Annotated in this window: 22 protein-coding genes and 1 other RNA gene; 16 read left to right on the forward strand and 7 right to left on the reverse strand. The window is 67.7% G+C overall.

All coding sequences use genetic code 11. The features are described from left to right. Positions 1–90: 90 nt before the first annotated feature. On the reverse strand, positions 91–1,116 hold the full coding sequence (locus ACIBHY_RS54250; protein WP_397252054.1) for a hypothetical protein: 1,026 nt from the start codon (positions 1,114–1,116) through the stop codon (positions 91–93). Positions 1,117–1,163: 47 nt separating this feature from the next. Here ACIBHY_RS54250 and prfB point away from each other — a divergent pair, with 47 nt between their 5' ends. After that, positions 1,164–2,279 carry a peptide chain release factor 2 gene (gene prfB, locus ACIBHY_RS54255; protein ID WP_397252053.1) on the forward strand — a complete coding sequence of 372 codons (1,116 nt, stop codon included), beginning with the start codon at positions 1,164–1,166 and terminating at the stop codon, positions 2,277–2,279. Here the strand turns inward: prfB and ACIBHY_RS54260 are convergent. After that, complete coding sequence (locus tag ACIBHY_RS54260) at positions 2,265–2,456, reverse strand: hypothetical protein (RefSeq protein WP_379609814.1); 192 nt, start codon at positions 2,454–2,456, stop codon at positions 2,265–2,267. The two genes, prfB and ACIBHY_RS54260, sit on opposite strands and share 15 nt — an antisense overlap. A 202-nt stretch (positions 2,457–2,658) precedes the next feature. Between ACIBHY_RS54260 and ftsE the strand changes: the two genes are divergently transcribed. From ftsE to ACIBHY_RS54295, 7 genes are all read left to right on the forward strand, one after another. Continuing rightward, on the forward strand, positions 2,659–3,348 hold the full coding sequence (gene ftsE / locus ACIBHY_RS54265; RefSeq protein WP_091079803.1) for a cell division ATP-binding protein FtsE: 690 nt from the start codon (positions 2,659–2,661) through the stop codon (positions 3,346–3,348). Positions 3,349–3,368: 20 nt separating this feature from the next. Continuing rightward, entirely contained in the window at positions 3,369–4,274 is a 906-nt protein-coding gene (gene ftsX, locus ACIBHY_RS54270; protein ID WP_397252052.1) for a permease-like cell division protein FtsX, read from the forward strand. Positions 4,275–4,297: 23 nt separating this feature from the next. After that, the gene (gene smpB / locus ACIBHY_RS54275; RefSeq protein ID WP_379609812.1) at positions 4,298–4,765 is read left to right on the forward strand and encodes an SsrA-binding protein SmpB; all 468 of its coding nucleotides are present in this window, start codon (positions 4,298–4,300) and stop codon (positions 4,763–4,765) included. Then, positions 4,762–6,621, forward strand: coding sequence for a penicillin-binding transpeptidase domain-containing protein (locus ACIBHY_RS54280; protein WP_397311036.1), 1,860 nt, complete (start codon positions 4,762–4,764; stop codon positions 6,619–6,621). The genes smpB and ACIBHY_RS54280 overlap by 4 nt, the downstream gene beginning before the upstream one ends. A 295-nt stretch (positions 6,622–6,916) precedes the next feature. Continuing rightward, positions 6,917–7,301: a transfer-messenger RNA gene (ssrA, locus tag ACIBHY_RS54285) on the forward strand. A gap of 160 nt (positions 7,302–7,461) precedes the next feature. After that, positions 7,462–8,901: a tyrosine-type recombinase/integrase gene (locus ACIBHY_RS54290; protein WP_397311037.1), complete on the forward strand. Its 1,440-nt coding sequence runs from the start codon at positions 7,462–7,464 to the stop codon at positions 8,899–8,901. Between the two features lie 100 nt (positions 8,902–9,001). Further along, on the forward strand, positions 9,002–10,522 hold the full coding sequence (locus ACIBHY_RS54295) for a Fic family protein (protein ID WP_397311038.1): 1,521 nt from the start codon (positions 9,002–9,004) through the stop codon (positions 10,520–10,522). Positions 10,523–10,784: 262 nt separating this feature from the next. On the opposite strand, the gene ACIBHY_RS54300 is transcribed toward ACIBHY_RS54295, so the two are convergent. The 5 genes from ACIBHY_RS54300 to ACIBHY_RS54320 form a co-directional block, all read right to left on the reverse strand. Continuing rightward, positions 10,785–12,182, reverse strand: a complete 1,398-nt coding sequence (locus ACIBHY_RS54300; protein ID WP_397311039.1) for a hypothetical protein — start codon at positions 12,180–12,182, stop codon at positions 10,785–10,787. Positions 12,183–12,334: 152 nt separating this feature from the next. Continuing rightward, the gene (locus ACIBHY_RS54305) at positions 12,335–14,611 is read right to left on the reverse strand and encodes a hypothetical protein (protein WP_397311040.1); all 2,277 of its coding nucleotides are present in this window, start codon (positions 14,609–14,611) and stop codon (positions 12,335–12,337) included. 25 nt (positions 14,612–14,636) lie between these two features. Further along, positions 14,637–14,807, reverse strand: coding sequence for a hypothetical protein (locus ACIBHY_RS54310; RefSeq protein ID WP_397311041.1), 171 nt, complete (start codon positions 14,805–14,807; stop codon positions 14,637–14,639). A 14-nt stretch (positions 14,808–14,821) separates the two neighbouring features. Continuing rightward, complete coding sequence (locus ACIBHY_RS54315; protein ID WP_397311042.1) at positions 14,822–15,202, reverse strand: hypothetical protein; 381 nt, start codon at positions 15,200–15,202, stop codon at positions 14,822–14,824. 2 nt (positions 15,203–15,204) lie between these two features. Beyond that, entirely contained in the window at positions 15,205–15,402 is a 198-nt protein-coding gene (locus tag ACIBHY_RS54320) for a hypothetical protein (protein WP_397311043.1), read from the reverse strand. 77 nt (positions 15,403–15,479) lie between these two features. Here ACIBHY_RS54320 and ACIBHY_RS54325 point away from each other — a divergent pair, with 77 nt between their 5' ends. The 8 genes from ACIBHY_RS54325 (at position 15,480) to ACIBHY_RS54360 (ending at position 26,502) form a co-directional block, all read left to right on the forward strand. Beyond that, entirely contained in the window at positions 15,480–16,235 is a 756-nt protein-coding gene (locus ACIBHY_RS54325; RefSeq protein ID WP_397311044.1) for a GntR family transcriptional regulator, read from the forward strand. A 155-nt stretch (positions 16,236–16,390) separates the two neighbouring features. Next, a complete protein-coding gene (locus ACIBHY_RS54330; protein ID WP_397311045.1) occupies positions 16,391–16,648 on the forward strand; it encodes a hypothetical protein in 258 nt (85 codons plus the stop codon). Continuing rightward, positions 16,648–17,079 carry a hypothetical protein gene (locus ACIBHY_RS54335; protein ID WP_397311046.1) on the forward strand — a complete coding sequence of 144 codons (432 nt, stop codon included), beginning with the start codon at positions 16,648–16,650 and terminating at the stop codon, positions 17,077–17,079. The genes ACIBHY_RS54330 and ACIBHY_RS54335 overlap by 1 nt, the downstream gene beginning before the upstream one ends. A 125-nt stretch (positions 17,080–17,204) precedes the next feature. Further along, complete coding sequence (locus ACIBHY_RS54340; protein ID WP_397311047.1) at positions 17,205–17,792, forward strand: hypothetical protein; 588 nt, start codon at positions 17,205–17,207, stop codon at positions 17,790–17,792. Between the two features lie 92 nt (positions 17,793–17,884). Then, positions 17,885–18,487: a hypothetical protein gene (locus tag ACIBHY_RS54345; RefSeq protein ID WP_397311048.1), complete on the forward strand. Its 603-nt coding sequence runs from the start codon at positions 17,885–17,887 to the stop codon at positions 18,485–18,487. Between the two features lie 77 nt (positions 18,488–18,564). Continuing rightward, positions 18,565–18,726 carry a hypothetical protein gene (locus ACIBHY_RS54350; protein ID WP_397311049.1) on the forward strand — a complete coding sequence of 54 codons (162 nt, stop codon included), beginning with the start codon at positions 18,565–18,567 and terminating at the stop codon, positions 18,724–18,726. Between the two features lie 72 nt (positions 18,727–18,798). Then, positions 18,799–24,105, forward strand: a complete 5,307-nt coding sequence (locus ACIBHY_RS54355; RefSeq protein WP_397311050.1) for a hypothetical protein — start codon at positions 18,799–18,801, stop codon at positions 24,103–24,105. Between the two features lie 153 nt (positions 24,106–24,258). Beyond that, positions 24,259–26,502 carry a fibronectin type III domain-containing protein gene (locus tag ACIBHY_RS54360; RefSeq protein ID WP_397311051.1) on the forward strand — a complete coding sequence of 748 codons (2,244 nt, stop codon included), beginning with the start codon at positions 24,259–24,261 and terminating at the stop codon, positions 26,500–26,502. Positions 26,503–26,513 lie beyond the last annotated feature (11 nt).

Below are 26,513 nucleotides of genomic sequence, written 5' to 3' on the forward strand. Positions count from 1 at the left end.
GCCTGACCAGCCACGCTGATCACGAACCCCGACGCGCCACCACACGCCAGGGTCCGCTGCCGCCTGCCCGCTAACTCTCCGATTTTCGGACTAGTCGCCGGAAGCGCGGGTCACGCCGCCGTCGTGGGCGATCACCTCGGCGCGCGTCGGCGCGGACGCGGGTGGGACCGACGTCGCGTACTGGTGGATCTCCGACACCTTCAGCGACCGCCGCAGCTTGGCGGACGAGATCGCCCAGCGCGCGTCGTCGGGCACCGGGATGCCGTCGCTCTCCGCGCTCTTCGTCGCGGGCGTGGTAGTGGAGGTCCTGGTCAGCGTGTACTGGATGAGCGCGCCGCCGTCCTTGGTGCGCAGCGCGAACACGGGGTACTCGCCCGCGCTCAGAATCGAGTCGTAGGTGAAGCCGTCCTGCTCCCAGCGCGCCCGGTCCTCGGCGATCTGCGAGGCGATGTCCGTCGTGTACGGCCCCGCCGACAGCAGATCGGCGGCCACACCACCCGAGCCGGCCTCGGCCACCGTGGCATGCAGCGGCGCCATGAACTTGGGCCCGATCAGCACGCCCTTGTCGTCCGGCGGGACCGCCGTGGCGTACCCCTGGGCGTCCACCTCGACCTCCGGCACCTTCTCCCCGGGCAGCAGCCGCGCCGCCGAGCTCAGCCGCCACTTGTCGGTCGACTTCGCGAAGACGAGGAACGTCGGCTGCCCGTCGCGCGGCACCAGCACGCTGAACCACGGCGACGTCGCGTCCCCGGGGAAGCGCGGCACGAGCATCGTCGGCTGCCCCCACGTGCGCAGCGGCGGCCGGCCGCCGCTGGAGTCGAACGCCGCCGAGGTGAGGTCGCGCAGCCCGTCGCGGGTCAGGTCGACGGCGAACCTGAGGTCGCCGGCCGTGCGCAGCACGGAGTCGGTCGCCGTGATCTCGGTGAAGATCTCGCGCGCCTCGTCCGGGGTGATGGCCGGGGCCTCGGGCGAGGTCGTGGGCGTCGCGGTGACCGGCCCGCCGGAGACGTTCGCGGCCCTCGTGGGCGTGGTGTCAGGGGTGCCCGAGCAGGCGACCGTCGCGGCCAGCAGGCCGGCGGCGAGCGCCAGCACCTTCCGCCGACCGTAAGCACGCACCTCGCCATGTTATTCGGGCGGGCGAGGGTCGCGTACCCTTGGGAGACGTGGCACTCATCGATCCGGCAGAAGAGATCAACGAGCTCGCGGGCACGCTCGGGAGCATTCAGGACGTGCTCGACCTCGATGCGATGCGCAAGCAGATCGCGGAGCTGGAGGAGCAGGTCGCCGCGCCGGATCTGTGGGACGACCCCGACCAGGCGCAGAAGGTGACCAGCAAGCTCTCCCACCTCCAGGGCGAGCTCAACCGGGTCGAAGGCCTCAGCCGGCGCCTCGAGGACATCGGCGTCCTGTACGAGCTGGCCGCCGAGGAAGGCGACGAGGACACCAGGGCCGAGGCCGACAAGGACCTGGCCACGTTGCGCACCGACATCGGCGCGATGGAGGTCCGCACGCTGCTGTCGGGCGAGTACGACGCGCGCGAGGCGCTGATCACGATCAACTCCCAGGCCGGCGGCGTCGACGCGGCCGACTGGGCGGAGATGCTGCTGCGCATGTACCTGCGCTGGGCCGAGCGCAAGGGCTACTCCACCGAGGTCTACGAGACCTCCTACGCGGAGGAGGCCGGCATCAAGTCCGCCACCTTCAGCGTCAAGGCCCCCTACGCCTACGGCACGCTCCGTGGCGAGCACGGCACCCACCGGCTGGTCCGCATCAGCCCCTTCGACAACCAGGGCCGGCGCCAGACCTCCTTCGCGGGCGTGGACATCGTCCCCGTGGTGGAGCAGACCGACCACATCGACATCAACGAGGACGAGCTCCGCATCGACGTCTACCGCTCCAGCGGTCCCGGCGGCCAGGGCGTCAACACCACCGACTCGGCGGTGCGCATCACCCACCTGCCGACCGGCATCGTGGTCTCCTGCCAGAACGAGCGCTCCCAGCTGCAGAACCGCGCGACCGCGATGGTCGTGCTGCAGGCCAAGCTGCTGGAGCGCAAGCGGCAGGAGGAGGCGGAGAAGATGTCGGAGCTGCGCGGCGCCACCACCACCTCATGGGGCACGCAGATCCGCAACTACGTCCTGCACCCGTACCAGATCGTGAAGGACCTGCGCACCGGCACCGAGGCGGGCAACCCGACCGCCGTGCTCGACGGCGACCTGGACGGGTTCATCGAGTCGGAGATCCGCTGGATGCGCCGTCAGGAGTCAGGCGCCAACTAGGTGCCTGGCCGCGAGGGCGAAGAAGAGAAGGACGAGCAGCACCAGGACGATCACGGCGGGTGAGAGCCCGCCGAATCCGTGCTGGTGCATCCGGTCGCGGTTGGCGCGGCAAAGTGCGCAGCGGCCCTCGATGACCGGATGGGCGCAGCGCGCGCAGACGAGGTCTTCGCAACTCATGTCAGCCCCAAGTGTAGCCGCACAATCGTTTTGTTTCCGTTATGGACGTTCCATGCCAGTCTTCCCCCTAGACTGTGCTCTGGCCAATCGGAACGTCGATCATCAGTAAAGATGGACGCCCCCGGTGGGCCGCGGCGGGAAGTGGGCATGTGCCACCCTTGCTTCCGTCCTGACCCCTAGACTGGCATGCCGTGATGCTCTCGTGATCCATTTCGATAATGTCACCAAGGTCTACGCGAACCAGAACCGGCCCGCTCTCGACCACGTCTCCGTTGACGTGGACAAGGGCGAGTTCGTGTTCCTCGTCGGTCCCTCTGGCTCAGGCAAGTCCACGTTTCTCCGCCTGATCCTCAAGGAAGAACGGCCGAATTCGGGTGCGATCCATGTCGCCGGCAAGGATCTGGCCCGACTGTCGAACTTCAAGGTGCCGCACCTGCGCCGCCGTATCGGCTGCGTCTTCCAGGACTTCCGCCTGCTCCCGAACAAGAACGTCTACGAGAACGTGGCGTTCGCGCTCGAGGTCATCGGAAAGCCGCGGCGGTTCATCCGCAAGGTGGTCCCGGAAGTCATCGAGCTGGTCGGCCTCGAAGGCAAGGCACACCGCATGCCCGACGAGCTGTCCGGCGGCGAGCAGCAGCGTGTCGCCATGGCCCGCGCCTTCGTCAACCGGCCCATGATCCTGCTGGCCGACGAGCCGACGGGCAACATCGACCCCGCGACGAGCATCGGCATCATGAAGGTGCTCGACCGCATCAACCGGACCGGTACGACGGTCGTGATGGCCACGCACGATGCGGCCATCGTCGACTCCATGCGCAAGAGGGTCGTGGAACTCGAGGACGGCAAGATCGTCCGCGACCAGTCGCGTGGCGTCTACGGCCAGGCGTACTGACAGGGAGCTACAGACACAACATGCGGGCGAACTTCATCTTCTCCGAGGTCTGGATCGGCCTCCGCCGCAACCTGACCATGACCATCGCAGTGATCATCACGGTCGCGGTCGGCATGGCGATGCTGGGTGTAGGCCTGTTGATCAACACCCAGGTCGGCATGATGAAGAACTTCTGGTACGACAAGGTCGAGATCTCGGTCTTCTTGTGCAGCAAGGACTCCGCCATGCCCGCCTGTAAGGGCAAGGGAGCCACACCGGCCCAGGTCGAGACGCTCAAGGGCGAGATCCAGGGCATCCAGGGCGTCAAAGACGTGGTCTTTGAGAACCAGGCGGAGGCCTACAAGAACTTCCAGCAGTCCTTCGGCAGCAACCAGGCGCTCGTCCAGGCCGCCCGAGCCGAGGACATGCCGGAGTCGTTCCGGGTGAAGCTGCACGACCCCGACAACTACCAGCCGGTGATCCAGGCGCTGACCGGCAAGACCGGCGTCGCCCAGGTGATCAACCACAAGGACCTGATCGGCAAGTTCTTCGAGATGCTCGACACCCTGAGATGGGCCGCCGTCATCGTGGCCATCGTCCTGGTGCTCGCCGCTGCTCTGCTGATCGGCAACACCGTCCGGTTGTCGGCCTACAACAGACGCCGGGAAACGGGCATCATGCGGCTGGTCGGGGCCTCGAACCTCTACATCCAGCTGCCGTTCGTCATGGAAGGCGTCATCGCCGGCCTGGTCGGCGGCGTCGTCGCGGCGGTCATGCTGATCGTCACGAAGGTCTTCATCTTCGAGGAACTGTCCAAGTACCTGGGCTCCTCCACCGCCCTGGGCTGGGACTCCGTGGCCTCGGTCATCTCGTCCACGATGGTGATCGGCGTGTTCATCTGTGTGCTCGCCTCGTTCGTGACGCTCCGCCGATACCTCAGGGTGTAGCGGAACGCCGGTACAGTCGAACCATGCCACGTGAGACCGGGCGGAAGGTCATCGCCCAGAACAAGCGTGCCCGGCACGACTTCCACGTCGAGGACACCTTCGAGGCGGGGCTCGTGCTGCAGGGCACTGAGGTGAAGTCGCTGCGCGAGGGCCGTGCCTCACTCGTCGACGGCTATGCCAGCATCGACGACGGCGAAGCGTGGCTCATGAACGTCCACATCCCCGAGTACGCGCAGGGGACGTGGACCAACCACACCGCCCGCCGCAAGCGCAAGCTGCTCCTGCACCGCAAGGAGATCGACAAGCTGGCCGCCAAGACGAAGGAGGGCGGGCTGACGATCGTGCCGCTGCAGCTCTACTTCAAGGACGGCAAGGCCAAGGTCGAGATCGGCATCGCGCGCGGCAAGAAAGACTGGGACAAGCGGCAGACCTTGGCCGATCAGCAGGCCAAGCGCGAAATGGCCAGGGCCCTACGGCAACGCAACCGATGAGCAGGGCCCGCCGTATCCTCGCCGCGGCCGTCACGCTGACGGCCGCGAGCATGACGCTGACCGGCTGCTTCGAGGAGCCGTCGGCGCACGACGCCGTGCGCGACTTCCTGGTCGGCTGGCAGTCGGAGGACTACGAGCTGGCCGCGAGCCGCGCCGACGGAGACCCGGCCGTCGTCCGCAAGGCGCTTGAAGCCGCCAAGCTCGACCTTGACGCCGCCTCCTTCCGCTTTCGTGTGAAGTCACTCAACCGGCAGGGCGACGCCACGACCGCCCAGTTCGGCGCCGAGGTGGACCTGGGCGAGAACAGCCCGCTGTGGGAGTACGAGAGCACGCTTCCGCTGCACCTGGTCAACGGCGTGTGGAAGGTGCGCTGGTCGCAGTCGGTGCTGCATCCGCAGCTCAAGGACGGGCAGCGGCTGGCCGTACGCCCGAGCTCCGAGCCCCGCCAGAAGGTCGTCGACCGCACCGGAGAGGCGCTCCAGCGGCCCGGCAGGCTCTACGTCGTCGGCGTGACCCCGTCCGCGCTCGGCGACCAGACCTCCAGCGTCGTCAAGCAGCTGGCCGCGATCACCGGCTTCGCCGAGGACCGCCTGCTGAGCCGGGTCAGGTCCTCGCCGCCCGGCGACTTCGTGCAGCTCGCCACGTTCGGCCGGGACCGCTACCTGCAGGTGCAGCAGAAGATCGCGGAGATCCGCCCGAAGGTGCACGTCCAGCCCCAGGACCAGCCGGTCGACCCGGCCCCGCCGCGCGACATCGTCGGCAAGGTCGGCGCGCTCACCCCGGAGACCGAGGTCAAGCTCGGCGGCCCGCAGCGCGCCGGCGACTCGGTGGGCCGCAACGGCCTGCAGAAGGCCTACCAGAACCACCTGACCGGCTCCACGAAGACCCAGGTGATCACCCTCGACCTTGAGACCGGCGAGGACGTCGCCGTGCTCAAAGAGTGGCCGGGCCGCCCCAACGGGCCCGTCCACACCACCCTCGACAGCCTCACCCAGCAGGCCGCCGACGCCGCCGTGAGCACCACGCAGTCCGGCACGCTCGTCGCCGTCAAAGCCTCCACCGGCGAGATCCTCGCGGTGGGAGCCAAGGACATGGGCCAGGTCAAGGACGCCCTGGGCGGCAAGTACCCGGCCGGCACCGCCTTCTCCATCGTGGCGGCCGACGCCCTGCTCAAGGCGGGCGTGAAGCCCAGCCAGCGTCTGCGCTGCCCCGCCGAGCGGACGGTGGGCGGCGCCAGGTTCGTCCTGACCGGCCAGACGCAGCAGCCCACCGCCACCTTCCAGGAGAGCTTCGCCAGAGGCTGCGTGACCGCCCTCGCCTCGCTGGCCCGCCGGGTCGATTCCGAGCAGCTCAAGCGCAGCGCCGAGGCCTACGGCATCGGCGTCAACTGGCAGCTCCCCCTCAAGGCGTTCACCGGCAAGATGCCCGGCCTGGCCACCGACGCGGAGAAGGCCCAAGCCATCGCCGGCCAGAACGTCGAGGTCAGCCCGCTGTCCATGGCGCTCGTGGCCGCGGCGGTCAAGTCCGGCACCTGGCGGCCGCCGTCGCTGGTGACCAGCCCCGACCGCCCCGACCCCGCCGCCGAGCAACTCGCCGTCAAGCCGCCCGCCAGCGTGCCGGTCGACCCCTCCGTCCGCACCGCCCTCACCGCGATGATGAAGGCCGGCGTCGCCAGCTCGCCGTCCGCGCAGGCGGGAGCGGGCAGGGTGTACGGCGTGGCCGCCGCCGTGCCGAGCCAGCAGCTTGGCTGGTTCGTGGGCTGGCAGGGGGATGTGGCGGTAGCCGTACTCACCAAGAACTCCGACGCCGCCGCGACGGCGGGCCGCTTCTTCGGAGCGCTCCGTAACCCTGGGTGATTTTCCTGTGACGGTGAGCAACCAAATGGGCTCTCGCCTGCGTCTTACTGGATGACTGGGCCCGCTCGGGGGGTTGCGGACTCAGTCACCGTGACGAGACAGGACTTCATCTCGGGGGAAGTCCTGCCGTCCGGACCGGCTCGACCCTGCCGGTCGACCCCGGGGATGCGTGCTGCTGTGCCGCGTCTCCGGGGTTTCGGCATGTCCGGCGGAATATGAGTTGGCGTTGGCGGTGTTGTGGGGAGTATCTTCTTGTTGCTCGGTCGCTTCGGTGGCCGTGTTGACAACAGAACATGGGGGTGACTGGCTTCGACTTTGACTTTGCAAGTCAGGGGAAGCGGGCCGAGGACGGCGGACATAACCTCGTTAACACTGTGACCGCAAACAATAAGTGCCAATAAGAAGCACTCTGAGGTCAGCCAGGGTTCCCTGGCTCTCGCTGCCTAAGTAGCGAAACCTCTGTCAGCCTGAGCACGCCCTCGGCTCAGGGCCTGGCATCGCTAGAGGGCTCCACCGCTCGACCCGGCCACGGGGGAGAGCGGGAAATCAAACAGTGGCTGAGCCTGTCGGCGACGCGCCTGCGTGAGCGCCGGGGCTGAGAACACGTTAAGCAGGCTGCGCCCGGAGAAGCCCTGATTTGGGGTTGAAGGACGCGGGTTCGATTCCCGCCACCTCCACAAGATCAAACCGCCTCTTACCTGCGGAAACATCGCAGGCAAGGGGCGGTTTTGTGTCTGTGGGGGCACCATGGGGGCACGGACCTGCTGAAGCAGGACGTTAGCCGCCATCAGCCCCTACCTTCGCGGAACCTCACTCCATGACGAAGGGACTGGTGGTTCCGTGTCCGCGCGACCTCGACGCGCAGAAGGCATCGAGTACCGGCAGAAGGCAGACGGGACATACTCCTACCGCGTCCCATGGCGCGGAGGCGGTCGCCGCACAGGCCCCCGTGGCTCGTACACTTTCGATGATCTGGAGTCGGCGAAGATCTTCCGTGGGGCGCTCGTAGCCAACGGCTACCGCGACCCGTACAAGAACCCCGCTTTCGCCGAGATGCTCGGCCTGGCGGCGCAGCCGACCGACGTTCTCACGTTCACACAGGTCGCCAACGAGTATCTGGCCACGCTCGTGGACGTGGAGAGACGAACCATCGCCCAGTACCGCAGGACGTTAGAGGATCACTTCCTGCATGCGATCGTCACCCTTCCTGACGGGACCTCGATCGGACCGCTCGGCCGGCTACCGATCGACGAGTTCACGAAGGACATCATCCAGGCGTGGATCAACCTCATGCGGGACAAGCAGCACGGCAAGCAGGTCTTGAAGCCGTACGCGCCCAAGACGATCCTCAACATTCATGGGACGGTGATCTCGCCCGTCTTCGACTACGCCATCGATGAGGAGTACTGCTCGCGCCAGCCGTGCAGGCAGGTCAAACTCCCCGAGCGCAAAGGCCGGGCCGTCAAAGCGGTTCACGTGATCTCCGGGCTTGAGATTCCCCTGTGGATCGAGTGCGCCTACGAGGTCGATCAGGACACGGGCGACATCACGCTCGTGCTGCTCGCCACAGGCCTGCGCTGGGGTGAACTGACTGCGCTGCGGGTGTGCGATGTGGACTTCGAGGCTGGGACGCTCACGGTGGCCCAGGTCGTCCGAGAGGACGAGAAGCGCCGGCCCTACATCGAATCCACCGAGGGCAAGAGCGAGAACGCCTTCCGCACTCTTACCGTGCCGCGGAGCGCCCTGGGAGTGTTCGCCAGACGCGCCGAGGGCAAGAACCCGCTGGACCTCCTCTTCCCCGCTCCGGGAACCCGCGGGGCCACTCTGTGGCGCAACGCGAACTTCAACGAACACCGCTGGCAGAAGGTCCGGGCGAACGCAGTACGGCGCGGCCTGCTCAAGGAGCCCACCCCTAAGGGTCTGCGCCACGCTCACGCGAGCGAACTCATCCCGGTGGTGGGGATCGAGCCGGTCTCCAAGCGGATCGGCCATGCCAATGTGACCGTCACCAGCTCGGTCTATTCACATCTCACCCCGGAGGCGGACTCCAAGATGGCGAACGCCATCGACTCCACCCTCACGGGGGGAAGCGCTCCCGACGCCGCACCAGCAGCGCCTTCGACGAATGGTGCAGCGTCCGACCTGCCGCCCGAACTGACTGCGTTGCTGACCAAGGTCATCGGACAAGCTCTAGTGGATGGCACCGAACTGGGCGCCCTGCTCCGGCAGGGCCGACCTGTGAAGGCCGGACCTCGGGACCCCGTTCCTGGCCAGCCTTGAGCAGGAACAGGCTCGGAGGTCGGGCTGTCCCCGGGTGCGCATCCACAAGCGGAGTCCATCAGAAATTCGAGAGCAGAAGCTGGGTGCACATGGAACGATAGTGATCGTTCTGGGAGGCGAGGAACGCATGGCGATCTCACGGGTTTTCGAGTGGTCGCGGACCGATTGGTCCGTCAAGGACATTCAGGTTGGGTTGGCTGGATCGCCGTACTCAATTCCTGAACTCACGGAGAGTAGTGATCGCGTTCAAGCTCTGCTCACGAACATCCAGACGATCACGTCGTCGGCCGTCGTGGCTAGACAAGACCTGGTTCGCAACCTCAAGGGGCTTGGCAAGGACCTTCGCCGAGTTCACCGAGTCACTGAGATCCACGAAAGCAACCGCGTTGAAGGCCTGGGGCCGGAGCTGCTCGCGCACACCCACGAGATCCTCAGCAGCAAGTCTGCGGCGGATATCGAGAATGAGCTGGGGCGGTTCGCGATCATCGAGGCGTTGCGAACGGATCAGCGCACGCGCGATGTGCTGCAGCTCCATGGCGCCAAGCTCCTAGCAGACATCATCATGCGAGACAGCAACCGACAGCTAGTCGAGATCGACGTTCGCAACATGCACCACATGCTCATGGGCGATTTTCGTACGGCAGGTAGGTACAAGGTCTACTGCAATGAAATCGCCGGTGCGGAACATGTTCCGTTCACACCATCGGACACGCCGGCCGCCATGCAAGAGCTCATGGACTGGTACGGGAATGTCAGGGAGCAGTGCCTCCTGCCGCCGGTCGTCGCAGCGGCGGCGGTTCACGCTTGGCTTGCCCATATCCATCCGTTCGAGGATGGCAATGGACGCGTGGCCAGGCTGATGGCGAACATCATCATCGGGAGCGCTGGCCTGCCGCCATTGATCATCAGAGTGGCAGGTGACCGCAATCGGTACTTGAACGCCCTGGCGATCAGCGATCAAGGCGGTGATCTGGCTCCGCTTGCCGGCGTCTTCCTTAGGACGCTTCGGCGTGCGATCAGGGACATGCGGAACCCTAGATGGGCCTTGAGGATCTTTGAGGAGGAGATCCGTCAGCGGGCTGAAAGCTCGTACAACAAGTGGCGCCGATCGTTCCAGCGCTGGCTCGAACTGCTGGGCGGCGCCTTGGCCCTACACAGGTTGGCCATACGTACCGATCCGGAAGAGATGATCAGTCGGGACGGGTACGCGAGAATCCGCCAGCGGGTCCGAGAGGGGCTAGTCGTCGGCGGGATCGGATCCTCAGACTGGTACCCCGGCAGCCGCTCTTACCTTCTTCTTGACCCTGCAGATGAGCTCTTCAGGTACAGCAGGGGTGAGCCAACACTGTCCTTCCTGGTGTACGCGCCTCAACCCTGGGGCGAGACGGTTTACGCGCGCATGAGGGGCAGAATTCGAGAGATCCTCGTTCGCGAGGATCTCTCCGAGGGCGTTGTAATACGGGAACTGGATCGGACTCGTAGTCTGCCAGCTCTGGAAGCTGCCGAGTATGTAGCAGAACGTATCGCACTGGACTTTCGTGACGGGCTTGCTCAAGCGCGGGTCTCGATCGGGCAGAGACACCCCTCCAGTGGGTACCGCAGTCCCATCAACGGCTGGTAGCCAGTCGATGAGCGATGCTGGCTGCTCCAGGCCGCACAGTGCTGGCCTAGGGACAGCGTGCTATACGGTCTGATGGCACCTACCCAGCCGGGTTGGTTGACAGCGTCTGTCCCCGCGAAGGCGCCTGTGTACGCCGCGTTAGCCCTTGGCACGCTGTGGTTGCTAGGCGATGGGGCTGACGTGAAGATTCGCTCGTCATTACTGAGTTCCTCTCATAAAGCGGAGGCGGCAGCCGTCCCGCTGCCGCCCCCGCCGTTTTGTGTCATTCGCTACTACCGCCCCCCACGGTGGTGAGCTGATGCTCGTTGGCGTTGGGAGGGGCGATCACCCCCCTCGGCGGCGAGGACTGCCCGTGCTCCCTGCGGTACTTGGCGACGTGGCGGTGCATCGTCGCAGTGGGGATGCCGAGCTTGGCGGCGAGGGGCCGAATGGGCACTTCGCCGGCCGGCGTCATGGCGGCGGCGATGGCGGCGTAGATCTTCTTCTGGCTGGGCCTGTCATCGCTGCCCCGTCCATCCAGAGCGGTGTGCCGTTCAGGCGTTCCGTTGCGGTCGCCCTGGGCGTTCCGCTCAGCCGTTCCGCTGGTGACCCGACGTCGCTCCACGGGGGTGTTCCGGTGGCTTCCATGGCGGCGCTCGGCGGGCTGTTCCGCGAGCTCCCGATGGAACAGCATGCGGGTGTTTCTCACGGGCTGTTCCACCGGCGTGTGGAACACGATGCGGGTGTTTCGCGCAGGCTGTTTCACGAGCTGTTCCAGCTCGGGAATTCCCAGATCAGCACGTGTGACGCCCGCGAGGGTGGCGAGGAGTATGGCGTCGCTGCGGGACACGATGAGCTGTTCCAGTAGGGTGCGCCGATCAGTCTGCCGGACGAGGTCGAGGTCGCGTTCCGCTGCCCGGTAGGCGCGTTCCATCCGCCACCGGACGTGGGTGTTCCATCGGGCCTCCCACCACCCGCTTCGGTCGGCGTTTCGCTGAACGAGGCGGGCGTACCGGATGACCCAGTCCGCGACCCGTGTGAGACGCATGTGGACCTCGGCGTCAGCCGTCTCGGTGGCGCGGGCGGTCACCAAGCCAAGCCTCGTCAGCAGGTACTCAGGCGTCCACTTCCAGCGAGATTCACGGCGACGACGGCCGCTGCTCTCTTGCTCGATACGCAAGGCGTGGTGCCAAAGGATCACACCAACGATGGGCGCGGCCGCCCGCAACAGGGGGATGCTCGGCGTGCCGGCGTCCAGGGCTGCGGAGGCGGAGATGACTGCGGACGCGGAGGCGAGCAGCCAGGTCATCCGTATGGACTGACCTGCCTCTTCATGCCTGCGGGCAGCGATGAGTTCCTTGGCGCGCAACGCGAATGCGAGTAGCGGGCCTTCAAGAAGACCGATGCCGAGCCAGGGAAGCCACCACACGCCCGGCGCGGCTCGGGAGATGACCTCGAACATGCCCTCACCAGCGAAGACAAGGGCGGCGGCGGCACACGCCCAGGTAACGGCATCTGCCAGGGAACGGCGCCGCCTTTCTGGCTGTGTCCGCTTCGGGAGAAGCCACCGCTTGAGCAGGCTGACCAACCCGAGCAGCAGAGCCAGCGCGAACGCACCAGCGGCAGCCCAGAAGGGCGGCGCTACCTCACGCAGTAGGTCATATCCCAGAACATCGATCACAGTGAGTCACCTTCGGTATGTCCATGGGGATGTCCACGGATGTTCATGGCGATGTCCAAATTGGGCTGGTTGGACATCCATCCCCCTACGCGCGTGCGCGCGTGTGCGTATACAGGCAAGGGAGGGGGCAGCCTGCCGGGCGGCTGTCTGGGTCACGGAGCGTAGGTGTGGGCCAATCCCCCGGGGTCAGCCACTCCCCTCGGTGAGGCCGCCCCCTGCGGCTGCCCCCGCGGGGCTGCGGGGACGGGGCGTTGGTCCAGGTGGGCTCCCCCTTGTAGGGGGTGTATGTGCAGGTCATCAGGGGTGTCGCTGGAGTGCGGGGTGGTGTCCTCTCCCCTGCCTCCGACGCCGGTGCCGCGCCTGGCCCTGAGCGCCTCCTCTGCGGCCAGGACGCCAGCGATGAACTCGCGCTCCCCTACGATTCGCCGCCACTGCCCTCGTTCGGTCTGCTCGACAAGCTTGAGGTCGTCGCGCCAGACTGCGCGCCGGTCGCTCGCCCATTGGCGGCTGCGCGGCGAGGCCGCGTTGGACGCGGCGGTGGAGACCAGGCTGGGGGAGAGGTGTACGGTGGCGAGCGCCCGCAGGTGCGGGTCGGCGATCTCCGACACCAGCGCGGCGGTGTCGTCGATGCGTTCGGAGACGACCAGTCGCATGGGCTTGTCGTCGGCGGCAGCCCTGCGGACGCGCTCGCCGCCCGGGGCGGACTCCATGCCGAGCCGCTCCCGCGCTGCGCGCACCTCATGCTTCTGCGCCTCGCTCGCGTACTGGAGCAGGTGGTCGGGCAGGTGCGCCCACCGGTCGCGGTAGTAGAGCAGGCGGTCGGCGGTGGACGCCTCCAGGGTGGGGGCGAGCGACTCGGTCTCGGTGGCGGTCTGCATGAGCATGAGGTCGGTCACCTCCGGCGTGTAGATAAGGGTGGGGTCCTCGCTGCCGCTGGACTGCACGTAGAACGCTCCGGCCGGGAGTTCGCTGGTCTTGTAGCGGTTCCAACGGCGTAGTAGGAACTGGCTGTCGGAGTCGTAGCGGGTACGGCCTGCGTAGGCGTCGGTGAAGTTCGGCAGCAGCTTGGGGTGCGCGCTGTCCTGGTTCCAGTACTGGGTGGCGGCGTGCACGCCGATGAGGAACGCTCTGGCTTCGGACGTGACCTTGTTGCTGTCCTCGACGATCGGGGCTGCGTTACGGCGGGTCTTGGCCCAGATGGTGCGGATCTCGTCGGCGAGGATTTCGACGGCGCAAAAGCCGCTGTCGCCTGCCACCTCCATGGCGGGCAGAACCTGGTTGTGCTCGGGCAGCAGCAGTTCGGCGCGGAGCGGGACCATCGCTGCGGCGTCGGCGAACATCTCTGCGGCCTGCTCGTCGGTGACGGCGATCCGGTCGATGCGGGGGAGCAGGTGGGCGTACGCCTTGCCTCGGCTCTTGAGGTCGATGACCCATAGGAGCGTGGGCGTGTGGGCGGCGAGCTTGGCGCGCAAACGCAGCAGGTTGGACTTGGTGGAGCCGGTTGCGCCGCCGGATATGGAGTGGGTCGCGCCGTAGCCCTTGATGAACGGAGTGATGTAGTAGGGCTCGCCCTGGTCGTTGACGCCGAGCCAGCGCCGGCCATACACGCTGCGCGGCATCTCGGGCGGGTCGAACCGCACGGTGCGGGCCTTGATGCCGCCCTCATGGTGGATGAGGAGGACGCGAGAGGCGGCGTTGTGCTTGGGGTCTTGGATGATCTCTCGGACGGAGCCTTCGGACCAGTCCATACCTTGCTCAATGTCGCGGACGGCCTTCTCCAGCTTGCGGCGGGTGATGCCTGGCTGGGTGAGCCGCAGCGGGTAGGCAGTGCGGCCGGTCCCGGAGACGGTAGGGCGGGCGGCGACGACGATGCCGCCGAAGGTGAGCGCGCCGAGCACGCCGGGGAGGCGGCGGGTGCTGTAGCGGACGCGGAGCTGGGCGGATCGCCAGCGGCGGGCCTGCTTGGAGAAACCCCAGGCGGCGGTGCCGCCTGCGGTGAGCGCTGCCCAAGAGATGGAGGTGATGGGGTCGAATGGGGCGAAGGTGGCGGCGGTCGTCCATGCTCCGGCCACGGCGACCGTCGAGGACGCGGTCATGGGCGCCAGGGGGAGGATGTCGTGGCGGGACAGGACCCAGTAGATGGCGGCGGCGGCCGCGGCGGTTGTGGCGGGGGTGAACCACCAGGGGCCGCTGACCGCGTGGTGGATGGCGGCGTACCCGTAGAGGGGGAGGGAGCTTGCCCAGGTGGCGTGGAACTCGCGGCGGGCCCACATGCGGCGCAGTTCCCAGCGGATCGGCCGCCACACCAGGTTGTATGCGCTCCACCGCACGGCGCGCCCAAGCAGCCCGCGCTTGGGCCTGGCCGTGGGGGCGGCCTGCTCGGTGGCTGATGCTGGGGGGAGCGCTGCCTGGCGCGGCTTGCCGAACACGGGTGGGTCCTTCCTGCGGTTGGGGTTAGCCGCGGCCAGTGGCTCTGATGAGCCTGGAGAGGATGATGGCGACGGAGAAGGCGAGGGTGAGGGCGACGAGCGCGATCGCCCACCAGGGAACTGCGAGGCCGATGTCCCATCGGAGGAACGTGAAGAAGGTGATGTCGAGGTAACCGAGGCCGAGATCGACGCCCACGGGGTGAGGTCCTTTCAGATGGTGAGCTGAGGCGCGGCGACGGGGGCGGGGCCAGCCATCAGCCGCTTGGCGTGCTGGGCGAGGTGGATCAGCACCATGGAGAGTCCAGCGGCGGTGTAGGCGAGGCCCTTGCAGGCTGCGCCGCCGAGTTCGAGGGCGGCGAGGGTGAGCCCGGTGGCGATCCAGAGGAGCAGGAGCCCGGCCCATCCGAGGGCGCGGGCGATGTAGTAGATCGCGTGGAGGGCTCGGCGGGTCCAGGCGGCCGGGCTGGGGGTGGCGGGTCGGTCGTTCCAGCGCTCGGAGGGGGTGGGCTGCCGGCGCTGTCCGTCAAAGATGGCGCGGCGGATGATGCTGGCTGGAACGCAGAGCAGGCCGATCCACCAGAGTGCGTCCATGATCAGGCCCATTTGCAGCCCCTCCCGCCGCAGGTGCAGGTGGTGATGCGGTCGGGGCGGACGCTGGGCTGTGTGCCGTCGTCGAGCTTGACGGTCACGAAGTCGGCTGTGCGGTCGATCTCGGTGGCGGGCTGGCCGTTGTAGCACACCTTCTTGTCGGGCGAAGGAGCGTCTTCGCGCTGCCGCCTGAGCCGAATCATCAGGGTTCCTCCTCTTGGCCAACCTCTACGTAGAGGCTAACCTCAACGTAGAGGTTGTGCAATAAGGAGTTGAGACGATGAGCATTGCCGCTGGTGCATCATTAGCCACCTGGGATGATCTGTGCACCGATGCGGCACGCGTCAGATGGAGAGTGGGCGGAATGGCGGACCAAAGCGCGTACGAAGCCATCGCGGCCGCCCTATTTCTGGACATCGAGGAAGGTCGGCTGCGCCCTGGCGACCGGCTCCCCTCCGAGGCGGCGCTCCGCCAGCAGCATGGGGTGACACCGACCACGATCAGACGCGCTCTGCAGGAGCTTGAAATCGCCGGGCTCACCCGCGGGGAAGTAGGTCGTGGCGTGTTCGTGCGCTCCTACGACCGTGCCGCCGTCGAGGCCGCGGCCGCCTGCAGCGTGGTAGAGGCGGCTGCCCAGCCCGTTGAGGTGTCCGTCATCCAGCCGGCACCCAACCTGGTAGAACTGCTGCCGGGCACCACCTCGCTCGTACGGCGCCGCAGCAGCACCCACCCTGGCCTGGCCACCTACTACCCGCGACACCTCGTGGAGCGCATCCCGGCGCTCGGTGAACCAGCCGCCCTCAGCGAGCCTGACGAGGACCTCCTTGCCAACGCCGGAATCGTCGTCACCGGACGCGAAGCTGAGGTGGTTGGGCGCATGCCGACGCGGTGGGAGGCGGGCCTGCTGGGCTTGGTGCCGGGCACGCCGGTACTGGAGGTCGTGGTGGCGCTGGCCGACTCGGATGGCGCTGTGCAGGTCGTGCGCGAAGCCCTGTACGCGGGGGACCGGTACAGGCTGCGTTTTCGGATGCGTTGAGCTTCTGCTGAGAACGATGTCGCGACGTTCGCCCGCTTGGAGAGGGCGCAGGGCATGAGCGACTACCGGGCGGACTCGTTCTACCGTTTGCTCTGACAGCTTCCCGTGATGTTGAGCCGGGACGCAAACCAATCGCTGGCGGCATCCTGCCCGGCATGAGTGACATGGTAAAGATCACGCTCGCCCACCCGATTGGCGTCCACACGTGCCGCCAGCTTGGTATCGACGAGGAGGAACACCCGGTCGGCGCGGAGCTAGAGGTGCACAGCGAGCAGGCACACCGCCTCGTGTCCGCGGGATATGTCAAGGGCGCCAACCCTGCCGATTTCGCGTCTGTCCAGGCGGCCATGCGGCCGGACAAGAACAAGCCCGTGGCCGTGAAGCCGAGCACTTCGAGCGCGCCGGGGTCGTAGTGGCTGGCGTCGAGGACCTGGCCGACGCTGATCCGCTGCCGGTCGTGCTCGGCTGGCTGGAGGCGCACCCGGCCGTGCTGACAGCGCTGGGTCCGGACAGGGTGGGTGGGTACTCGATCCCGCCGTATCCGCGGCTACGAGTCACGGACGTGCCCGGCGGGGTCGAGAACTACGACACGGCCGAGGTTGAGGTGCGGATCCAGATTGAGGCCCTCGGCGAGATGGACGGCAGCAAAGCTGCGCTGCGGCGGCTGCTCTATCTGGCGCTCGGTGCTTTGAAGGAACTGCCGCGTGCTGACCCGCCGCTGCCCGGTCCTGTCATCGGGTCGGTGCGGTCGGCACAGGGCGGCGGATTCCTGCCGGAGGCCGACAAGAGGCCGCGGTACGTGGCGTGGGCCACGGTTCGATGCCACCCGAACTGGGACGCGTAGAGATCGCGTCGTCGGAGGCGGACGCAAGAGCCGCTCTCTCTCCATGATTCCCGGCCTGGGTCCCCAACCCGTTACGCCGCATCCCCGCACGCCGGGGAGCGGCCCCGCGTGGAGGGGGCCCGCACATGGGTGCCGAGAACGTATTTACAGCGAGCATCGCCGCACTTTGGCTGGCACCGGTGGGCACCAGCGCGCCGGAGGGTCCGACCGCGACCATGCCCACGGGCTGGAAGAACGTCGGGCTGTTCACCCCAGATAGCTTGTCCTGGTCGGGTGACCCGGAGTTCTCCGAGACAGAGGCGCACCAGTCCGCCTACCCGGTGAAGGTGTGGCAGACCAAGGACGCCGCCAGTTTGGAAGTCGAACTGCTGGAGTGGTCCGCGCCCAACATGATGGCCGTCTACGGCGGCGGCACGATCGAGGAGGTCACGCCGTCCGGCGGCGGCGCCAAGTACTACAAGTACACGCCGCCTAGCATCGGCACCCGGTCGGAGGTGGCGGCGGTACTGGAACTCGGCGACGGCCTCCGCAAGATGCGTCGGATCATCCCGCGCTGCATGCAGCGCGAGGGCGTCCAGCAGGAACTTTCCCGGGACGAGTCGGCGACTCTGCCGCTCAACCTCAGCGTGCTGGGAAGCGACGTCGGCTCCGCGTTCTACGACGTGTTCAACACCGCCTTCGCCAGCTTCGCGCCGCCGGTCGTAACGCCGTAACCGGGCGGTGCGGGCGGGCCGGGACGCAAACCCTGGCCCGCCTCTACCGTTCCCGTCCGTCACTCCAAGAGTCGATGGACGGGGGTCCCCTGATGGCGGACGACAGCGCAGTGCTGGATCTGAACGCAGCCAGAGCGAACCGGAACGGCACTCAGGGAAAGCCGATAGAGCTGCGTCTCGGCAACGCGGTCATCATGCTCCCGCCGGAACTGCCAGTGGATGTGCTGGAACCGCTCGCTCACCTGAATGTGGACACCGCGCTGATCGCTCGTACGGTGCTCCAGGCGTTGCAAGAGACCGACCTGGCCAAGGCTGGCTTGTCCGTCGCTTCCATGGTCGTGGACCTGGTCATTCAGAATCCGGCGCTGCCCACGGAACTGCTCAACGCAGTCCGCCTGATGGGGCGCAGACTGATGGGTGACGACGGCTATGAAGCCTTCGTGGCGGAGCGTCCGAGCGTCCCTGATGTCGCGGCCCTGGTCAAGGGGCTTGGCGGGAGGTACGCGTTCAGCGCGGGGGAATCCAGGCCGTCGTCGAGCGACTCCGCCAGTGGAGAAGGCTCGACGCCGACTTCCTCGACCACTACCGAGGACTCGACATCTCTGGAATCTGGCTCCGGCCAGGCCGGCGGGGGTGGATATCTGCCCGGCGACTCCTCGACCTCGCCGACGAGCTCCCTCCCGGTGCCCGAGTAAACAGCACACCTGAGCAACGTGCGCAGCCGTGGACATCCCTGCATGAGCTCGTCGCCGAGGCTGTAGAGGAGATCGGGGTGTTGGCGGCGGACCACCGCCGCAAGAAACCCATCAAGATCAACCGCCCATCGCACGTCAAGGGCAGCAGCGGGCGGTCAGACCGCGGCCAGGGCGACGGCGCGTCGGGTGTCGGCAGGGCGATCAACATGCTGCTCGCGTCCACCCGGGCACCGCGCTGACCGTGTCGAGCGGGGACGCAAGCTAGGCGTCCCCGCCACCCTTCACCCCCAGCACATCGGGGGGCGGGCGGGGTGGCAGACGAAAACGACAGCATTTCTGCGGGCCGGATCGAGCTTGAGGTCGTCGCGGACCTGGGCGCGGGCTGGGGCAAGAAGCTCCAGAGTGAGGTCAACGCCCGGATCAAGGGCGTCAAGGCCCGCATAGCGGCAGAGATTGACGCCACGGTCGTGGAGGCCCAGGCCAAGGCGGCGGCCGAGGCAGCTGAGCGGATCGCGAAGATCCGCATGCAGGTCGAACTCGACAACGCCGCGGCGCGAACCGCTCTCGCCGGCCTGTCGGGCACCCAGAGCGTCACCGTCCGGGCGGACGTGGACGACGCGGACGCTCGTGCTCAGCTCGCCGATCTGGGGCGGGATACGACAACCACGATCCGTCCCGAGGTGGACGATGCTGGCGCACAGGCACGGATTGCCGCGCTGGAGCAGCAGCTCGCCGCGCTGGCCGGCAGGGGGCGCCGCGACATACCGGTGTCGGTCAACGTGCAGGGCGCCCAGGCGCTCGGCCAGGTGCTCACGTCGCTGGCCACTCTGCCGTTCGCCGTTTCCGGGCTTGCTGTACTCGCCTCGACTGCTGTGTCAGCCGGGTCCGGGCTGTTCGCTCTTGCGGCTGGCGCGTCACAGGCGGTGGGGGCGCTAGGCGTGCTCCCTAGCCTGGCGGGGGCAGCGGTGCAGGGGCTGGGCGCAATGCTGCTGGGCCTGTCCGGGGTGCGTGAGGCGGTCAACGCGCTGACCTCGGCGCAGGCTTCGGGCGGCCAGTCAGCCGCCGCCTACGCTGCGGCGCAGGAGGCGGCCGCTGAGCGGATCAAGCAGGCCGAGCGGGCGATCCGTGACGCCAACCACGCCCGCATGCTGGCCGGTGAACGAACGGCCGACGCTCGGGACGCGGCCACGGCGGCAGCCGAGGCGATCGTCGCAGCCGAGCAGCGAGTAGCGGACGCCGTCTCCGCGGTCGGCGAGGCGAGGGCCCGGGTGGGCGAGGCGGCCGCGCAGGCAGCCGAGCGGCAGGAGGACGCCGCCTACCGCGTTGAGCAGGCGGAACGCCGATACGCCGAGGCGCAGCGCGCCAGCCAGCGGGTCACCGAGGCGCTGAACGACGCCCGCCGCGCCGCAAAGGAGCGGCTCGAAGATCTTGAGCTTGCAGTGCGTGGGGGCGCGCTGGACGAGGAAAGGGCGGCACTCGCGGTCGAACGGGCCAAGCAGAGGCTCGAAAAGGTCGTCAACGACCCATTCGCCTCAGATTTGGACAAGAAGGAAGCGGATCTTGCTCACAGGCAGGCGCTCCAGAGGCTGAACGAGGTACGCGAACGCAACGGTGACCTACGCGAAGAACAGGCCGAAGCGAACGCCAAGGGCGTCGAAGGATCCGACGAGGTCACCGCCGCGAAGGAGCGCATCGCGTCTGCGGCCGAGGCCGAGCGCTCCGCCGAGCGTGCCCTCGCTGAGGCGCGCGAGGACTCGGCGCGGGCGGCCGTCGATGGGGCACGCGCCATCGAACAGGCCCAGCGCGGTGTCGCCGAGGCGATGAAGCGGATTCGGGATGCAGAGAAGGACGTCGAACAGGCGAAGAAGGCCGAGGATCGGGCCCGCCGTGATGTCCGGGACGCGCTGTGGAACGAGATGCTCGCCGCTGAGCGGCTCGCCGACGCCAAAAAGGAGTTGATCAAGGCTCAGAAGGCGGCGGCTGAAGCGGCCAAGCAGCAGGGCGCCGGCGTGTCGGCCGTGGCCAAGGCCATGGACAACCTGAGCCCGGCGGGGCAGAGGTTCGCACGATTCGTCGCCGGCACTCTTCAACCGCGGATGAAGGAGTTGCGCTTCGCGGTACAGGAGGCGCTGCTGCCACCTCTTCAGGAAGCCATCGAGAACGGCCTGCCGATGCTCGACACCTTGGAGGACGGGCTCGCCGACACCGGCCGGGAAATCGGCGCGGTGGCCAAGTCCTGGGGGCGGTGGGTCGGCTCGAAGGAGTTCCGCACCGACCTGGCAGCGATCATGAGATCCAACGCGAAGATCGTCGGAAGTTTCGGCCGCACGGGCAAGTCAGCCTTCAAGGGCATGATGGACATCCTCGTGGTGTCAATCCCCTTCGCGCAGAGGCTGGCCGGCTGGATCGAGCGCGGTGCGGACAAATTTGCGAAGTGGACCAGCGCGGCCCGCAAGGACGGGTCGATGGCCCGGTTCTTCGAGAACGGGTTCAAGCGGGCCAAGCAGCTTTGGGGCATCGTCAAGGACGTCAGCGCCGCCATCTACGAGCTCGGAAAGCTGGCCGCGCCGTCCGGCGGGACCTTGCTGGATGACCTGTCGGCGGCGGCGAAGGACTTCCGGGCCTGGGCCAGCGATCCGGCCAATCAGGAGAAGATCCGCGCCTTCTTCGAGGACGCGGTCACCTTGGTCCGAGCCCTCGGCCGGCTGCTGAAGGGCGTCGTAGATCTGGTGTTCACGCTCACCGACAGCGTGGGCGGCGAGACCCTGGCGGGCTTCGTGGACACGCTGACGACGATCGTCGGCTGGCTGGACGTGCTCGCTGGCCACCCGGTCACCGGAGAGCTGATCACATGGGCGCTGTACATCTCGGGCGTCGCGCTGGCCCTGGGCCTGGTGATCACGAAGGTGGCGTCGGTCGTGAAGGCCTTCCAGCGGATCCCTGGCGTCACCAAGATCGTCAAAGGGCTGGCCGGGCAAGTCGGCAAGCTGGCTGGTCTGCTCGGGCGGATCACCGGCCTGTCGGCCCTTTTCGGCAAGCTCAAACCGTCCGGCGGCGGCAAGGACGACACGGACAGCCCGTTGGCCCGGGTCGGCACGATGACCGTGTACGCCGACAAGGTCTACATCAACGGCTCCGACGACGCCGGCCCCGGCAGCGGCCGGCGGGGTCAGGACGGCAAGGGCTCCAAGACCGACGCACCTGATGTTGACGTGCCGGACAGCGACCGCAGGGGCGGTAGGCACCGCCAGCGCGGCAAGGGCGTAGCGGGCATCGCGGCCGCCATAGCTGCGTCCCTCGGGTTGGATGCACTCGGCGACATCGACTGGGGCAAGGAGATCGGCAAGATCGGCAGTAAGCTGTCCGGGCTGGGCAGCAAGGTCCGCGGTGGCATCATCGGTACGATCGCCGCCTTCGTGGTCGATCCGATCGCCGACGCGATCAGCGGAGACTCCAACAAGGGCGTCGCGTCGGCGATCGGCGAGGCACTCAAGCAGGGGACTGCCGGCGCAGGCATCGGGGCGATCGCGGGGTCGATCATCCCAGGCATCGGGACGGCGCTCGGCGGCGTGATCGGCGGCGCGCTCGGCGCTGTGAAGGGCGGCATCGAAGGCTGGATCGGGCCCAAGATCACGGAAGCGCTCGGCAACAACCTCTTCAGCACCACGCCGATCGAGAACATGCTCAAGACGGTCGGACAGCTCTTCGGCGGTGCCGGTGTCACCATCCAGGACATGTGGTCGCAGCTCTGGCGCGGCCTGGACCGGGGCACGGAAGCAGGGGCGGCGGGCTTGGCCACGAGGCTGGGCGGCTTCATCGATATCACGGACGGCAAGTTCATGGAGCTCGCCCAGGGCGCGCCCAAGAACATCCAGACGATGTGGGCGTCCATCAAAAAGGATCTTGACGCGGGGATCTCGCCTTCGCAGGCCAAACTTGATGCGTTCGTGGCGGCCGGCGGCGCCCAATTCCTCAAGCTGGGCAAGAACGCGCCCGCCGACCTGAAGGTTGGCTGGGACCAGATGCTCCTCGGAATCGACACCTTCACGGGCATCGCGGCCAACAAGCTGGGCACCTTCGTCAACGGGGCGGGTGGCAAGTTCGCGCAGCTCAAACAGGATGCGCCGCAGCATGTGTCGTCGATGTGGACCGACATCCAGGCCAAGATCACTGCCGGACAGCCGGTCAGCCAGAAGATGATCGACGACTTCGTGGCCGCCGGCGGAGGCAGCTTCCTGAAGCTGCGCAAGGACGCGCCACAGGCGATCAGGGACGCCCTCGGAGACATCAACCGCGACCTGACCGCAGGGCTTGCCCAGGCGAGTCTCAAACTGGGCCAATTCGTCTCAGATGGGAACGGCAAGTTCCTGAAGATGAAGCAGACCGCCCCCGCCCCGCTCAAGACGATGTGGGCGGACATCCAGCGCGACATCGACGCAGGGCGCACGCCGAGCCAGCAGAAGATCGACGCCTTCGTCAAGGCCGGTGGCGCGTCGTTCCTCCGGCTCGGCAAGGACGCGCCGGCGACGGCGAAGAAGACGTGGTCGGACATCTCCGCCCAGGTCGATCCCGGGCTGAAGCCGGCCAAGGACAGGGTCGCCGCCGCCACCTCCGCCATGGAGAAAAGCTTTCAGACCTCCAAGACCGGCATCGAAAGGATCTTCGGCGCGCTACCGGACGGGCTGAAGGCGCCGATCCGCTGGGTGGTCAACTCCGCCTACGGGGCCATCCGCCGGATGTGGAATGGTATCGCCGGCGCGGTCGGCCTGCCGCAACTTCCCGACGTGCCGCTCGCGTTCGCCCGCGGCGGTGAGGTCCCCATGGCGCGCGGATATGGGGTGCTGCCTGGCTACAGCCCGGGGCGGGACTCGATGCTCGCCGCGGTGACGCCGGGCGAGGGATGGCTACGGCCGGAACTGACGCGGGCGCTCGGCTCCCAATTCATCGATGGCGGCAACCGAGCCGCCCGGGTTGGCGGGGTGACTGGCGCTACCCGCTTCCTGGGCCACGCCGGGATGGCGTTCGGGTCCGGCGGCACCGTGGGCAAGCCAAAGACCAAGCCCAAGACGAAGGCGAAGGAACTCTCTCCCCTGGAGAAGCTCCTCCAGGGCGTGTCCGCGGCCGTCCGCAACGTGTTCAACAAGGGGCTCGGCGCAGGCGCCAGGGCCACGCTGAACCCGATCAAGAACGCGATCGTTGGGGCGGTCGGGAACAGGACTGCGCTGCAACGGCTGATCGGCGCGGTCCCGGCCAAGGTCATCGACTCGGTGATCGCGCGCTTCGACCGCACAGATCAGGAGATCAACCGTGACTCGGGTGGTGTCCTGCCGCGTGGGCGCAGCCTGGTCAACAACTCGACCGGCCGCGACGAGTGGGTGCTGACGCCGGCGGCGCTGGCGGCCTTGGGCGGGCCAAAGACCGTCCAGGCGCTCAACGAGCAGGGCGCGGCCGCCTTGTATCGCAGGTCGCGGTCGGCGTCGCGGCCGGTTCCCGCAGCGCCGCCGGGCGGCGGTGGGATGACCGCCACGGTGATCGTGCACGCGCAACCTGGCCAGAACGAGGTCACGATCGGCGAGGCCGCGGCCCGCCGTCTGGGGGCGCTGGTCGGCTCGCCATGATCGGGTATGGAGACCGTCCCCGGTGACGGATGCCTCGGCGTCTGATCGGGGCCTGCCGTTAGCGAGTCGCGTGCGTACGATCCCCGATCGGTCCAACGAGGCGTAGCGATCTGCACGGGCCGGTGTGCCCAGGTGGGCGGAAGGTGGGCGGATGTGACGAACAGGATCGCGAAAACCTACAGCAGCACCAGCCCGGGGCCGCACACCATCACGTTCACCGCGGCGACTCCCGGCGCCCGGCTGGTCCTGGTCGTCAGCTGCTGGTTGGGGTTCGAAACGCCGGCGGGCTGGGTCGAGGACTACCACGCCATCGGGTACAACCACGTGTTCGTCTTGTCGAAGATCGCAACCGGGGACGAGACGTCGGTCGTGCTGGACGAAAACTCGCGGTTGCACGCTGTGCTCTACGAGAGGGATGACTGCCCGAACGTCCTGTTCAGGACGGCGGGAACCTCGGCCACAGCGTCGATATCCGCGTTCTCGGTGACCGTGCCGGTCAACGCGACTGGCCGCGTGTTCGGCGCGGTGAACGCGCCCAACGGGGTCGCCTCCTCGTCCACGTGGAATCAAGGGCTGGCCAGGCACTTCGCCGCGGATGCGGCCCAATCCAACTCGGCGTTTGCGCACGGCGCCATGCCTGCGGCGGGGGCGCGTACGTACACCGTCAACAACCTGAACGTGTCGGCGGGCACCAACGAGGCGGTGGCGGCTTTCGTCGGCTACGGCACCACAGACGCGGCCGCGCCATCGCCGCCCGGCATGCTGCGAACGACATCGATCACGGGTAGCGCCATCTCCGTCGAGTGGGATCCCGCGACCGACGACGTGGGCGTGACCGGGTACGGCATCTACCGCGATGGGTCGAAGCAGGGCCAGGACCAGACGGGTCTGTCATACACGTTCGCCGGATTGACGACAGGTCAGACGTACGTGCTCGGGGTGGATGCTCGCGACGCTGCCGGCAACCGGTCTGTCGTGGCACAGATCAGCGTCGTAGCCGAGATTGATGTCACGCCGCCCATGGCGCCGCCAGCGGTGCGCACGATCGAGGTGTCGCATACCTCCATCTCGGTGGAGTGGGACGCCTCAACGGACAGCGTGGGCGTCGCCGGGTACGGGGTGTTCGTCGGCGGGGTGCGTCAGGGCCCAGACCAGGCCGAACGGGTCTACACGATTACGAGGCTGGCACGGGGAACCGCCTACACCATCGGTGTGGACGCGGCAGATGCGATGAACAATCGGTCGGCGGCCACAACGATCGAGGCGTCCACGCTCGCGGGTGGAGATCCGTCCGCGCCGCCGGGTCTGACCGCGACCGCTGGCACAGAGCAGATCGCGCTGGCCTGGGGCGCGTCCGAGGCAGGCGCGCTGCCGATCGCCCGCTACGAAGTCCTGCTCGACGGGAGACTGGAGGCCTCCACGACGCAACTCGGCTACGTCGTGGAGAACCTGGACGCCGGCGGGGTGCACGAGGTAGCGGTACGTGCGGTCGATGCTGGTCTTGCGCGCGGGCCCGAGGCATCGGTGACGGTTACGGTGCCCGTGGGCGACTGGATGCCCACGGGGAGCCCGCTGTACCGGCTGGGCGACTGGGTGGGCAACGCACGGGACGCGCACGGAGTGACGTGGACGGTCGCGAAGGAGCAGGGGTGGTCGTCGTCGGCGCAGCCGATCACGCTGGGCTCCGACGCTGACCACACGGACGGCGGATTCGACGGGCCGGGCCGGTACGGCACGCGGCTCATCACGCTATCGGGGACGGCGCTGGCAGACAGCCGGGTGGCGATGCTGGCAGCCCAGGAGCGGCTGACCGGAGCGCTATCAGCGTCAGGCAACGGCGTGCTGAGGGTCACCGAGGCGCACCTGACCAGGCAGGCCCGGGTGCGGCTGGAGGACACGGTAGAGGTGACCGACCGGGGCAGTCTCGCGTTCGACTGGGCGCTGGTCGTGAAAGCGTCCGATCCACGCCGGTACGCCCGACGTCGGCAGCACGCCGAAGTGACGTTTGAGCCGGCACAAACCAGCGGCGCCGCGATCGTGACCATGTCGGGCGACTATCCGACGATCCCAGCGAAGTTGCTGCTGTTCGGGCCGGTGATCGATCCAGTGATCAGGGTTGAGGAACTCGCGCTGGAGATCCGGACCAAGCCGGGCACGGTACTGCCCGACGCCCGATACGCGCTCGACATTGACCTTGCGACGCGCGAGGTGTGGGCGCTGGTGCCGCCGGACGTGTGGCCGGAGCCGCGGCCTGGCCGAACGATGCTGGCGCGGTTCCCCTCCAGGTTCTTCTTGGCGCCGGGCCCGAACACGATCCGCCTGTCGGGCGGGCTCGTGGCCGGCCAGGAGGAGACGTCGCCGCGCCTGGTCATTGACGCGACGGATGCGTGGATCTGAGAGGGGCAGGG

This window comes from Nonomuraea sp. NPDC050547 (genome assembly GCF_044457345.1).
Classification (GTDB): Bacteria; Actinomycetota; Actinomycetes; order Streptosporangiales; family Streptosporangiaceae; genus Nonomuraea.